Origin of the sequence: Fibrella aquatica, assembly GCF_041321135.1 — a bacterium.
In the GTDB taxonomy this organism is placed as follows: Bacteria; Bacteroidota; Bacteroidia; order Cytophagales; family Spirosomataceae; genus Fibrella; species Fibrella aquatica.
This window is the reverse complement of sequence record NZ_JBGGWF010000012.1, coordinates 47,630-61,857: the sequence shown is the minus strand read 5'-3', so window position 1 is coordinate 61,857 and position 14,228 is coordinate 47,630. Positions and strand designations below refer to the sequence as shown.

The window sequence follows — 14,228 nt, the reverse complement described above, 5'->3', positions numbered from 1 at the left end:
TACCTATTCATTAACTCTTGTACGTACCCAGCCCGAATCGGCTTTGCTAACCGGCGTTAGTTGAGCCGATTTGTTTCACGTTTATAGTCACCTATGACCAATTCAATTAATTATTTAGTAGCCAGTCTGTTTGCCATCACGCTCAGTGCATCGGCGCAACAGACTGAGATTCCTTCCCAAATCATTGACCTGCAAAATCTGTCAGCGTTTAAGCCAACGGGTAGCAACTGGAAAGTGGCAGGCGATGTCTTCTACGACCTCAACACCGCTGGAAAGGGCAACACCAAATCAGGAACCGGTATTCTAGTGAACACACTATCCGCCAAGGGTAACCAGAACCTGTTCACTACCATGGAACATGGCGACGTGCAACTGGAACTGGACTTCATGATGGAGAAAGGGTCCAACGCCGGCATTTATCTACAGGGTCGCTACGAAGTGCAGTTGTTTGATAGCTGGGGTGTGAAAAATCCGAAATCGAGTGACTGCGGCGCTATTTACGAACGCTGGGATGAAAGCCGCCCCGAAGGTCGAAAAGGCTACGAAGGACATCCTCCCGCTCAAAATGTTAGCAAAGCACCGGGCCTTTGGCAGCATCTCTCGATCACATTCCGCGCGCCCCGCTTCAACAGCGCTGGTCAGAAAATAGCCAATGCCCGTTTTCTGAAAGTAACTCAGAACGGTGTTGTCGTGCAAGAAAACGTGGAAGTGACAGGTCCAACCCGCGCTGCTGCCTTCACCGACGAAAAACCAACCGGCCCGCTCATGATTCAGGGCGACCACGGTGCCGTTGCCATTCGGAATATTCGCTACAAGGCCTACGGCATAGAACCAATGACGTTGACCGACATGAAATTAAAGGCATATGAAGGTCGCTTCAAATCGATAGACGACATGGAATCAATGACGGCCAAACGTGACATGACCATCGACGTACTGGCGCATATGGCTCCCGGCAGCCGCGATAAGTTCGGCGGCGTTATCACCGGCACCATTCATATTCCCCGCACCGGTCAGTACCTGATCAGCCTCAACCTAGACTGGATTCCGGCAGAGACTAACGCCAACAACCCGAACGGCGAAGGTCAGTTGACCATTGCCAACAAACCCGTTTTCGCCATTTCAGGCAAAAACGGCGGTACGACATCGGCAATGGTAACGCTCGAAGCGGGTGATCATCCGCTCAAACTGGCGTATTACAAAAATTTCGGCTTGTGGTATGCCCGTTCCAACGACATAACGCTCTCGCTCGAAGGGCCTGGTGTTCAGTACACCACCCTGAATCCGGTAATTGTGGCGCAGGATCCGGTTGGTGAGATTTCGCTTATTGCCAAAGGCGAACCGGTCATGCAGCGCGGCTTCGTGAACTACAAAGGTGCCAAACGTACCCACACGATCTCGGTCGGTGAACCGGGTGAGGCCAATTACAGCTTCGATTTAAGCAAAGGCGAATTCCTGCAAATCTGGCGCGGCGATTTCCTCGAAACAACGCCCATGTGGTACGGTCGCGGCGAAACGCAGCTGTCAGTGCCGTTGGGTAGTGTGATCGAGATGGCGGGTAAACCGTCTATCACCTTTCTGGCCGACCAGAACGCGGCCTGGCCTGATTCAAACGCCGTCTACAGAAATCAGGGCTACGATCTCGACAAGAACGGGCGACCTGTTTTCAAGTACATGCTCGGCACCGCCAATGTCCGCGAATCATTTGTCACGCAGGATGAAGGCCGTCGGCTAGCGCACACATTTACGGTGGGCATGGGTCAGGAAAAAGGGCAGCTTTGGTGCCGGGTTGCCGAGGGAAGCAGCATTGCCCAACTCGCCAATGGCCTCTACGCCGTGAACGACAAGCAGTATTTCATTGAACTGCCGACTGGCGAAAAACCGGTTGTCCGCACCACGCCACAACGTACCCAGGAACTGCTGATCCCCGTAAAAGCAACGGGCGCCACCGGCACGGCAACGTATTCAATTATCTGGTAATAATGCTGTTCAAGATTTGCAATCTTGAACTCACTAAAAGCGCGTTTGTAACGCGCATCTTACAGAAATAACAGCTTTGTGAATTTACTACAGACGCGTTACAAACGCGCTTTTAGTGGGCTCAAGATTGCAAATCTTGAACAGCATCTGAGTAACAATCAATGACGCGAAGCATAATGACCGTTAATTCATGAAACGCATACAAGTCAACATACATAATCTGCTCGGAATAGCCCTCGTTACGATGGTTCTGAGCAGCATTTGCCAACTACCAGCACAGGCCCAGATTCAATCGAAAGACGGCAAGCCGGTTAGTTCGAGCAGTAAACAACCCGCACCGGCCCCAAAAGGGTTGGCCAAACCGGAAGTCGATCCAGAGCGGGAAGACGACTTCTACAAGATCATCTCGTTGCCTGTTCCCGAAGATGTGATTCTAGAAGTGGGCGGCATGGCTACGTTGCCCGATGGGAATCTGGCCGTTTGTACACGCCGGGGCGAAGTCTGGATCGTGTCCAATCCCTACATCAGCGGCGCGCAACGGCCTACCTACAAACGCTTCGCTCAGGGCCTGCACGAGCCACTGGGTCTGGCCTACAAAGACGGTGACATCTACGTGACGCAACGCAGCGAGGTAACCCGCCTCCGCGATACCGACCAGGATGGCCGCGCCGATTCGTACGACAAAGTGTATTCGTGGCCACTCTCGGGTAACTACCACGAATATTCATATGGCCCAACCTTTCTGCCCAACGGCAACATGCTGGTGACACTTAACGTAGGCTGGAGTAATAGCCTCGGCCACGGCGTCAGTCTGACCCCCTGGCGCGGATGGGCTCTAGAATTGACGCCCGATGGCCAAATGAAGCCCTTTGCGGCGGGTATGCGCTCACCGGCTGGGTACGTTATGAACGAAGCCGGTGATTTTTTCTACAGCGAAAACCAGGGCGACTGGGTTGGCTCGGGGCGTATCTCGCAGGTTGAACGCGGCGACTTCATGGGTAATGCCGAAAGCCTCCGCTGGACAGGTTTGCCCGATTCACCCCTGAAAATAAAGCCAGAAGACGTACCCAACACGGGTGAACCCCTCTACGATGTGTCGAAGAAGTTCACCGACCTGAAAGCACCCGCCGTTTGGTTACCCCACGGCATTCTCGGCATCTCTACGTCGGGCATGATTCCTGACAATACAAAAGGCGGTTTTGGTCCGTTTGCCGGTCAACTGTTTGTGGGCGATCAGGGGCAGAGTATCCTGTCGCGTGTTGATCTGGAAAAAGTAAAAGGCGAATACCAGGGCGTTGTTTTTCCATTCCGTCAGGGGTTCTCATCGGGCGTTTTTCGTATGGTATGGGGACATGATGCATCCATGTTTGTGGGCATGACCAGTCGCGGCTGGTCGTCGACGGGCAAGGAATTGTTTAGCCTGCAACGCGTTGTCTGGACGGGCAGAACACCGTTCGAGATGAAGACCATCCACGCCATGCCCGATGGCTTCGAGATCGAGTTCACCGCCCCGGTCGACGCTGAACTGGCGGCTGATCCGGCGTCGTATAAAGTGACTGGTTTCAACTATAAGTATCACGCCACCTACGGCAGTCCGGTCATTAATCGCGGTGGCTGCCCCATCAAAGGCATTATGGTGTCGAAAGATGGAATGAAAGCGCGTCTGGTTGTTGATAGTCTGCGACTGGGCTATATCCACGAAATCACGGCGGCGGGTGTTCGCTCCGACAACGGCCGTTCACTGCTGCATAACGTGGGCTATTACACACTGAATAACCTGCCCGATGGCGAAAAACTAGCGGCATCCAGCTTTACGCCTGCCCCCATGCACCACGATCACAGTGCCATGGCCTCTACGTCGGCAGCACCTGTGCCTGCGGCGAAATCGACGGGAAAGAAGACAACTCCCGCCAAATCAGGAGCAAAAACAGCCGTAAAAGCACCTGCCGCAGCCAAGCGAATCACCGACATGCCGACATCGTGGGGTGGCGATGCAGATTACACGATCAACATGGGCACAAAGCCTGGTTTGAAGTTTTCGCCCGAACAGTTTCAGGTGAAGGCGGGCAGCAAAGTGCGGGTTGTCTTCAACAACGAAGACGACATGTTGCACAACTTTGTGGTGGTAGCACCGGGTTCAGCCATTCAGGTGGGTGAACTGGCGATGAAGCTGGGTCTGGAAGGGCAGGAGAAAAACTACATTCCCCAAACGGAGAAAGTGTTGCATCACACTAACCTGTTGCAACCCAATACTAACGAAACGATCTATTTCATTGCCCCCACCAAACCCGGCGAATACACCTACGAGTGCTCGGTCCCCGGCCACTTCTACGTGATGCAGGGTATTATGAAAGTGGTGCCGTAAGTTGCCCATTAACTACCGCTTAAGAAACGGCGCTCGGTCACGTACATGAACGGGTGCCGTTTTTCGTATGTTCGTAATCCGCTTCGCAGGGAACCGGCACTACTACTTTCATCGTCTTTCATGAACAAACACACTACCGCATTTTTGGCAGCATTAACGCTGTATAGCATGGCGCACGCACAGACATTACCCAAGCCCCCGGTGGCTTCGATTAAACCCAAGGAAATAGCCGCTCCCGGTGGTACCCGCCTTGATAATTACTACTGGCTCAACGACAGGGAGAACAAGGAGGTCATTGACTACCTGAACGCCGAAAACGCCTATACTGGTGCCGTTCTGGCTCCGCAAAAGGCACTGGAGGAAACGCTTTTCAACGAGATGAAAGGCCGCATCAAGCAGCAGGATCAATCGGTACCGTATAAGGATGGTGCGTATTATTACCAGACCAACTTTGTGCAGGGTGGCGAATACCCGATCTATGTTCGCAAAAAAGGCTCGCTGACGGCCCCTGAAGAACCGATGTTCGATTGTAACGCGCTGGCAAAGGGGCACAATTATTACAATCTGGGCGGCTTCGAAGTGTCGGATAACGACGAACTGGCTATTTTCTGCGAAGATACCGTCAGCCGCCGCCTGTATACGTTGCGGGTGAAGAACCTGAAAACCGGACAGATTTATCCCGAAACAATCCCGAACGTGGAAGCGGGCGACTTTGCCTGGGCAACCGACAACAAAACGTTTTTCTACGTGAAGAAAGACGTTCAGACGCTGTTGGGCTACCAGGTTTACCGCCACGTGCTGGGCACTGATCCGAAGGCCGATGTGCTGGTGTACGAAGAGAAAGATAACCAGTTTTACATGGGTCTGTACCGGATGAAGTCGAAAAAGTATGTGGCCATTGTTAGCGATCATAACGGCGTCACCACCGAATACCGACTGCTGGAAGCCAGCAAGCCCACCGGCACGTTTAGTGTCTTCTACCCCCGTGAGCGGGGTCACGAGTATGACCTGCAGCACATTGGCAATAAGTTCTACGTGCGCACCAACTACAAAGCGCAGAACTTCCGGCTGATGGAAGTAGCCGACAACCTGGCCACCACAACTAAGCAAGCCACCTGGAAAGAAGTGATTCCGAACCGGCCCGATGTGTTCCTGCAAAACATGGACGTGTTTACCAACCACCTGGTGCTGGGCGAGCGGAAAGACGGACTGGCCAAACTGCGGGTAATCAACCAAAAGACAAAAGCTGACGAGTATCTCCAGTTCACGGATCCAGCCTACGTGGCAGGTATCGGCAACAACCCCGACATCAACACCAACGTGCTTCGGTTCGGCTATTCGTCGATGACCACGCCCTCATCGACCTTCGATTACAACATGGATACGAAGGTCATGACGCTCATGAAAGAGCAGCCCGTTCTCGGTGGCTTCGACAAGAATAACTATGTATCTGAACGTGTCTTCGTGACCGTTCGTGACGGCGTGAAAGTGCCCATATCGATTGTGTATCGGAAGGGCACGCCGAAAGATGGTACCTCACCCGTACTGCAATATGCCTACGGATCGTACGGCAGCAACACTGAACCGGGTTTCAGTGCCAACCGCCTCAGCCTGCTCGACCGGGGCTTTATCTACGCCATTGCCCACATTCGCGGTGGTCAGGAAATGGGCCGCGCCTGGTATGACGACGGCAAGTTGCTGAAGAAGAAAAACACCTTCAATGATTTTGTCGACGTGTCGAAGTGGCTGATTGCCAACAAATACTCGGCACCCGACAAGCTGTTTGCGCTAGGCGGCAGCGCCGGAGGCCTGCTCATGGGTGCCGTGATCAATCAGGCCCCCGAACTGTACCGGGGTGTGGTGGCGGCTGTTCCGTTTGTCGATGTAGTTACGACCATGCTCGACGAAAGCATTCCGCTGACAACGGGCGAGTTTGAAGAGTGGGGTAATCCGAAGAACAAAGAATCCTACGACTATATGCTGTCGTATTCGCCCTATGATCAGGTGTCGAAACAGGCGTACCCAAACATGCTGGTGACCACCGGTCTCCACGACTCGCAGGTGCAATACTGGGAGCCCGCCAAGTGGGTAGCCAAGTTGCGCACCATGAAAACTGACAACAACGTATTGCTGTTGCACACCAACATGGAAGCCGGTCACGGTGGTGCGTCGGGTCGGTTCAACGCCCTGAAAGAAGTAGCGATGGAGTACGCTTTCATGCTGAACCTTGCCGGTAAGGCAATGTAGACAGTTATTAATCAATCCGTATTCCGCAAAATAGGAGTTCCGCTTGATCGACCATGACAATAAAACCCGGCTCGTTTGGAGCCGGGTTTTATTGTAACTACTTATCTAGCATTGAATTTTTGGTGTCCTGAGGCAGATCAATTAGGGTCTGCCTTTTTTGATAACGCGAACCAAGACAGGCACACATTGGGCTGGCGGACAGCCACAGTTGGTAGGCGTAAGAACCACCACAACATCGGTGAAGCAGCCACTGGCCGAGAAGATACGCACGGTGTATATATCACCCTGTGGGTTGGTTGGGTTTGTCAGTCCGCTGGCCAGCACACTACCTGCGACTGTAGGTAGGGGGCTGTTGGTGGCCAGGAGAGGTGCCGTTGCTGTAAATGAACTGCCCTTCACGATATTGTAGCTGAGGCCGGCAAGTGCTGTTCCTGACAAAATGATCCGGGCATCGTTATTCGCTACCGTCGCCGTTTGGCTGTTACAGGTGGCCGATACAACCGTGAGCGAAGGAGCAACAGGCGTTGGTCGTTCGGTAATAATGACCGGGCAACACGATCCGTCAGGGCACGTACTGATTCCATTTTTGGTAGACACAACGTCGTACTCGCCCGCCTGGGTGGCGACGTAAGTTGTTGCCGTTCCGCTTTGGACGATGGTGCTGGTTGTTGAGCCCGGAGCCGTAAAGCGCCATTCGTAGGTGGCGTAGCCAACCGGAGCATCCAGTTTGAAGGCGTAGTTACTGCCCTGGCAAGCGGTGAAAGGCACCGACACACAGACTGTAGCGGTGGTGCTGCAACCAGCCTGATTGGTCACGGTCACAGTGAAGGGATGCACACCGGATGGTAGACCTGCCGTAGTAACAGTAGCGGTGTTGGCCGTGACCAGTGAAATGCCCACAGGTGCGCTCCAGGTGTAAGTCATTGAACCCGCCGATGTGACGTTGGCCGTTAGCGTGGCAGATTGCCCTTCGGCAATTGTGCTACTACTAGCCGAGGTTAGCACCACGGGATAAATACACCCGCTGCAACTGGCCGGAGTTGTGTATGTCGTACTGGCCGACAACGTACCTAGCGTAGCATTCACGAGTCGAGTGGCCGGTCCGTTGCTAATTCCCGTCAGGCTGAAAGTAACCGTGAGTTGGCCCGCCGTTACGCTGATTACGGCAATGGTTGATCCGTTGTCGGTAATGGTTAGTGAACCCGCCAGGGTGTTAGTCAGTGAGACGGTACCTGTGGTGGTATACGTATTAGTGACTGGGTTACAAACGGGGGGGACAACAACTACTGCCATCGCTGGCTGTGCAGTAGGGTCAATCAGGAAAGCAGGGAAAGGCACAGTTGCCGAACAGCTTTTGGCATCGGTCACGACGATCGTGATGGGGAATGGACCGCTCGCAGTAGGCGTTCCTGACAATATACCGGTAGTTATCGATAGTGTTATGCCTGCTGGCAACGTACCTGATAGTACAGAGAAACTAAGAGGCGCAGTGCCCCCCGTCGCCGTAATGGTCTGGCTGTAGAATACGCCAACTTGGCCTTTTGGTAAGCTGGTGGTGGTGATGCTGGTCGAGCAGATCGAGCAGGCTACCGGAGCCGAATAGGTCGTGTTCAGGCTCGAACAGCCAGGCAGCGAGACACTCACCGTGTGTAGTGAACCATCCGAAGCCAGTCCGTTAAATACGGCCGGGGCCGTTACGGTACCCACCGTGGCCGATATGGCAAACGTCACGCTACGAACCCCGTCACTGACCGTCAACGTGCCGGCCGTGGGGTTGGTCATGGTTACCGTCACCGTGTTAGAGAAGGTGTTGGTCGCCGTGGCACATTGGCCTGTGCTGACCACGGCGCTCAGTGAACAGATCGGTGCTGCCGAGCAGGCTACTGGTGCTGTATACGAGGCTGAGGTTGTTCCGCAACCAGGCAGACTGACTACTAGTGGGTGAGTGGTACCATCCGAGGGTAGTCCGTTAAAGGTCGCCACAAACGTATTCTGACTGATGGCCGTCGTAGAGAAAACCAAGGTCCGTCCGCCCGTCACTACAGACAGGCTGCCACCCGCTGATGGGTTGAGCGCCGTGACGATGGCTGTGGCCGAGTAGGTGTTGGTGGCCGTGGCACACGTACCTACACTCACCGCCACCGATAGCGAGCAGATTGGAGCCGTCGAGCAGGAAGCCGGGGCGGTGTAGGTGGTCGTGGTCGATGAACAACCGGGCAATGTAACCTGGACGGCGTGTAGACTACCATTAGATGCCAGACCAGCGAAAGCAGCCGTAAAGGTGGCGCTGCTGCCCGCGGTTGTCACAAACGTGGCGCTCTGCGGCCCATCCGTGATAGTCAGCGTACCAGCCGTTGGATTGGTCAACACTACCACGGCCGTTGACGAATAGGTATTCGTTGCCGTAGCACAGAGCCCTGCCGTTGCCGTAGCGCTCAGGCTACAGATCGGTGCTACCGAGCAGGATACTGGTGCGTTGTATGTTCTGGTGAGCGTACCACAGGCGGGTAAGGCAGCGGTGATGGTACGTGACGAACCATCAGAGAGGATACCGGCAAAAACAGCCGTGAAGGTAGCCGTGGTCACTGCTGTTGTGGCAAAAGTCTGGGAGGCAGGTCCGTCAGTAATGGTGAGTACACCCACCGTTGGATTAGTCAACGTCACTACAGCGGTGGTGCTAAACGTGTTCGTCGCCGAGTTACAAACGCCCGCCGTCACCACGGCACTGATTGAGCAAACGGGAGCTGTTGAACAGGAAGCCGGGGCGGTGAAGGTAGCCGTTGTCGAGCTACAGCCGGGCAGCGTGATGGTGGCCGTGCGGGTGGCTCCGTCGGAGGTTAGTCCGGCAAAGACGGCCGTGAATGAGCTGGTGTTGGCAGCCAGCACTTGGGTGATGGGGGCTGATCCAGGCAGACTAACGGTGATAGTACCCGCCGGAGCGTTGGTCAGAGCAACGACTACACTAGCTGAGTAGGTATTGGTAGCCGAGGCGCAAATACCAGCGGTAGCAATGGCACTCATAGCGCAGACGGGCGCTGTTGAACAAGAAGCCGGTGCCGTGTAGGTCTGGCTGACAGGCGCACAGGCTGTATTGGAGAAGTTGGCGGTGACGGTATACGTCTGTCCGTTGCTGATCAGGCCAGAGTAGCTAAGCGGTCCTGAGGCGTTACCGGCTGGTAGGGCGATTGTCCGGTTGGCAAAGGCACCTGACGAGATAGTGACAGTGCCGCTAACAGGCAGGTTGGTGGCAACGAGTGATCCTGAGAGGACATAGGTGTTGTCGGCCGTCAGGCAGAGTCCAGGCGTCACGGTTAGGGCCAGGCCGCAGGGAGCCACGGAGCAGGAAGCCGGTGCTGAATACGTAGCTACCGCCGTACCACAACCCGGCAGACTGACCACGACCGTATGCGAACCAGTGCCCGACGTCAACCCGCTTAACGAGTAAGCCACTGAGGTGGCCGAAGACGCCACCGCTACCGTTGTGCTCTTAGCTCCATCGGTTATGGTAGCCGTGCCGCCAGTAGTACCCGTCAGGCTTATCGTGCCCGATACACTGTATTGATTGGTGGCCGGGCTACACGTACCTGGGATGGCGGTAGCTGTCAATGAACAAACCGCAGTCGCGTTACAATACAGATAGGTTACCGTCACGGTGGCATCGGCAGCCGTTCTGATAATGGTATTGACATTGCCAGCACCCGTAACGTTTGAGTTTCCCCGGGCATTGGCGGTCAACGCCAAATTACCGGTGCCTGTAAAGTTGGCCAAATCGGTGGGACTGTTATAAAGAATGCACTTCGAGCCGTCTGAATACACCGGCTTAAAGTAGGTCATGTCATCATCATCGGTAGGGTCACCCGTTACGTTTGTTACCCAACTGGCTGACAGTGTAGGATCGACTAAGTTGTTCAAGTCCGCGTTGACGGCAGTTGACATCGCAAACAGCGTTGACGGATTTGCTCCGGCAGTGTTATCGCCAGGCCATGCTCCCGTTGCTGGTACTAGAATGCCTGCCGCAACGGTTTTGGGGTAGTTGGTAGCCGTGAATGTATTGGTTGTGAGCACCACCCCGTTGAGTGAAAAGGAGGTAACTCCCGCCGTTTCAATGTTTATGTCAGTCACTTCATTATCTGAACTTTCTGCTACCCCCCAGTTTCTAATCGACTGGTTGATGGTAAAGAGCACGTTCTTCAAGATCCTGGTGCCGCCTTGTGTATCGAACTTAGGCAGGGTAAGCGGGTTCGTCCAATTGGTACGCGTCAGCGGAACTGCATACGAATATGACTCTGTACCACCCGTTTCAGGGCTCACGCAAACAGACGGTAGGCACATGGCTGGTGCCGTGTAAGCTGCCGTAGCGCTACAGCTTCCATCACTAAAGGAAACCTCTACAGCCGAAGCAAGGGCATCGGAGTTTAATCCTGCAATAGAATAAGATAGAGGTGATGTAAAAGGAGCTGTAAAGTCCTGGTAGCCTTTGCCCGGAATGCGAACCCGGAGCATGCCAGACGTAGGTGCATTAGTAAACGTGACCTGGCCGGTTAGATTGAATTTGTTTGTAGCAGGGGTACAGGCACCAGGAACCGCCGTGATTACCAGGGTACATGGCGGAGTTGCCGTGCAGGAAGCCGGAGCCGAATACGTAGCTACCGCCGTACCACAACCCGGCAGACTGACCACGACCGTATGCGAACCACTGCCCGAGATAAGTCCCGTCAGCGAGTAAGCGACTGAGGTTGCTGAAGCAGATACGGTAACGCTGGTTGACTTAGCTCCATCGGTAATGGTGGCTGTGCCGCCGGCTGTATTGTTAATTAGGCTAATCGTACCCGTCACACTGTATTGATTGGTTGCCGGTACGCAAGCTGTTGGCGTAGCCGTGACTGTCAATGAGCATGTAGCGGCTCCATAGCCTACATCGAAAGTATGATCATTGGCTCCGAAACCAGCCGTCGAAAAGGAAATAACCCCGCTAGCAGAAGCATCAGAGTCGATGTTATCTGCTATGGTATTGGCTGTTACCAGCGACTTACCACCCGTGGTAGTGGGAAACTTGAGTTGATAGGCCGTGTTTGCCGTTAAGCCAGCAACACTGTAAATAGCGCTGCCAGTAGTTGTACCACTACCCGATGAGAAATAGTAGTTGCCGTTGGCATCGGTTGTGGCTGTAGCGATGGGCGTAGTCGGCGCAGAAGCCAGACAGAGTTGTACCGTCACCCCCGAAATACCGGCTTCACCGGCATCCTGAATGCCATCACTGTCGGTGTCATTCCAGACTCGGTTTCCGATTTCGATGGGAGCTTCAATGCCCGAAAGCTCTATGTCGCCCAGGCCGTTTGCCTTAGCAAAAACGCCGGGAGGATTGTTTCTGTAATAAAGTTGATAATAATCACCAAAAGAACCGTCGGTGGTAGATAACTTCAGGGTACCTGCATCTCCCGAATTCTTATTCATGGCAAAGGCTGACGATATTACCTCACCTTGCCCCTTCAAAACAGCTAAAGATCCTGTTGCCGATTCGTCATGGGGATCACCAGAGGCCGAATTGTCATCATAAAACTCTCGCCCGCCAGGTCCCTCAGGCGTGGAGGTGCTCGATCCTGTAAGCACTGAGCCATTGGCAGAAGTGAAAGCGCCGTTGTTTTCCAGGGTGAAAGCACCAGTGCTACAATTCAGGCCCGCAGCCAGTATATCTCCTGAAGTTGAAATCGTGACTGTATTGGTACTTGATTTTAGAAATCGATAATTTCTCTCACCCCATTGGTGTCCAGACCTGTCCATAAAGCCCAATAACATATCGCCATTGTCGGTAAATTCAATGTCAGAAAGCAATGGAGTTGCATACCGTTGGTCAAGGGTAGTTGATGAAAAGATATCACTATCATTGGTCCAGGGTTTAGGATCATTCTCTTTATCATAGGTTAAAGGCAACGCTGACACTGCAGTTGCGTTGAATGAGGCGGCTCCTGTTGGATTGGTCAACTCGAAGACAGACGCACTTAGGTCTGCTATTGCGCCGCCATTTTCTCCGCTACAAACCACTCCAACATAGAGCTTATTCCTGAAGAACTTTAATCCCCAGGGGCGATATGTTCCTTTCGTACAAGTTGTGGCAGGTACGTCATAACTCGTTACACTTACCACGGATGTTGGGTTGGCAGCATTGTTCAATTCAAGTCTGAATACCTTTCTTGAATACAAATTCATCACAAACAAGTATTTGCCGTCATCGCTGATTTCAATATCGCCTATACCTACTTTCCCCACCTGGTCAAAAGCGGCAGGGTCATAACTTGGGTCTAATGGGTTGGAAGTCAAGCCCCGTTGTTCATTGGTGCCGACTACGCCCAAACCTGAAGGTTTTCCCGTCAGTGGGTCATTTGAACCGAGATAGGTAATGGTAGAATTATCGGCTGCTATTGAGTAACTCGTTCCTTCGCCATAAGCAGGGGCAGATGCTAATGCCCTTGTTCTGCTTGTGACAGAGGCATCCATATCATAAAACTCTGTGACTGTAAAAGAGGTAGTGGTGGGCGTTAGCAAATAAATTCCGCCACTACCCGTTTTCCCCAATCCGGTATGTCTTTTTAGCAAGGCCGAGGTGAATATTTTTTTGGCTTGTTTACTGTAAGCCACACCCCAGGTAGGCCCAATGATTGCTCCATTGACTTTTTGGCTTGGTGCTGTACCTGCCCCGGTAGCTGTACCTGAGGGACCGCTATTGGTATAAGGGTATCCTACAAACCAATCGCCATTTGCTGCCGCTCCAGATACCAACGGGTCACCACTGATGTAGCAGGGTATAAACACGCTGACCCCCGTTGTGCCCGTGTTATAATCGCCAGGGTTGTAAACGGCGAAGTTGACATTGGTGCTATTCCCCTTCACAAACTGCACCGAAGAGCCATAGGTTATACCGCCCAATGAGGAATAATCGATACCACTGTTGACACAAGCCCCAGACGCAGGTAGCACAAACTCTACCCGAACGTCATCGGCACTGCAACCGGCAAGAGAATAGTTTGGGGCTGCATTACCGGATGTTATGACTGTGCCGCAAGGAGTGGTAGCATTGGCCAAATAGGCATTGACCGTAACACCGGATACCAATGGTTCATTTGTATCTCTTGTCCCGTTGCCATTAAAGTCTCGGAAAACTGTTCCGGTAACCTGCGCCTGTACAGAATGTGCCAATAGAATAGCACAAAAAGCAAATAGTAACCGTAGCGGATGTAGCGTTTTTTTCATGTGAAGCACCTTGTGAAAATTTTGACTCACGCCTTAAACAGACGGTGGTCATACCAGATGCGAGACACATATCAACTATCATACAAGTGATCCTAAGTAACGATGACAAGGTGACTATCTGAACATTTTTGTACAGTATCTAAAGTTATCTTGCAACAAGACGCTTATCTCAGGAACGGCAACAAGACTTGTCAAAAGTGACGCCAGATATTATTCATTTTCTCATACGTACTATTACTTAATTAATTAGGGTAATCTTTTGTGATATAAGAAGATATGAATAGTGTATGATTATTATTATCTGTTCACTTATACTTAAGTTAGATGCAGATTGCACGTTATGAATAGTGGAGATCACTCACCGCTATGGACACTTAATCGCCGGATA

Annotated in this window: 4 protein-coding genes; 3 read left to right on the top strand and 1 reads right to left on the bottom strand. The window is 52.8% G+C overall.

What is annotated here, in order from left to right:
- Positions 1–93 precede the first annotated feature (93 nt).
- From ACAW87_RS21450 to ACAW87_RS21440, 3 genes are all read left to right on the top strand, one after another.
- Complete coding sequence (locus tag ACAW87_RS21450; RefSeq protein WP_370725699.1) at positions 94–1,980, top strand: 3-keto-disaccharide hydrolase; 1,887 nt, start codon at positions 94–96, stop codon at positions 1,978–1,980.
- Between the two features lie 190 nt (positions 1,981–2,170).
- Positions 2,171–4,345 carry a plastocyanin/azurin family copper-binding protein gene (locus ACAW87_RS21445; protein ID WP_370725698.1) on the top strand — a complete coding sequence of 725 codons (2,175 nt, stop codon included), beginning with the start codon at positions 2,171–2,173 and terminating at the stop codon, positions 4,343–4,345.
- A gap of 120 nt (positions 4,346–4,465) precedes the next feature.
- Entirely contained in the window at positions 4,466–6,592 is a 2,127-nt protein-coding gene (locus ACAW87_RS21440; protein WP_370725697.1) for a S9 family peptidase, read from the top strand.
- A gap of 141 nt (positions 6,593–6,733) precedes the next feature.
- Here the strand turns inward: ACAW87_RS21440 and ACAW87_RS21435 are convergent, their stop codons facing one another.
- Complete coding sequence (locus ACAW87_RS21435; protein WP_370725696.1) at positions 6,734–13,840, bottom strand: SdrD B-like domain-containing protein; 7,107 nt, start codon at positions 13,838–13,840, stop codon at positions 6,734–6,736.
- Between the last annotated feature and the right edge of the window lie 388 nt (positions 13,841–14,228).

Excerpts from the sequence above, each read along its gene's own strand:
- ACAW87_RS21450 (WP_370725699.1), top strand. The coding sequence starts at position 94 with ATGACCAATTCAATTAATTATTTAGTAGCCAGTCTGTTTGCCATCACG.
- ACAW87_RS21445 (WP_370725698.1), top strand. The coding sequence starts at position 2,171 with ATGAAACGCATACAAGTCAACATACATAATCTGCTCGGAATAGCCCTC.
- ACAW87_RS21440 (WP_370725697.1), top strand. The coding sequence starts at position 4,466 with ATGAACAAACACACTACCGCATTTTTGGCAGCATTAACGCTGTATAGC.
- ACAW87_RS21435 (WP_370725696.1), bottom strand. The coding sequence starts at position 13,840 with ATGAAAAAAACGCTACATCCGCTACGGTTACTATTTGCTTTTTGTGCT.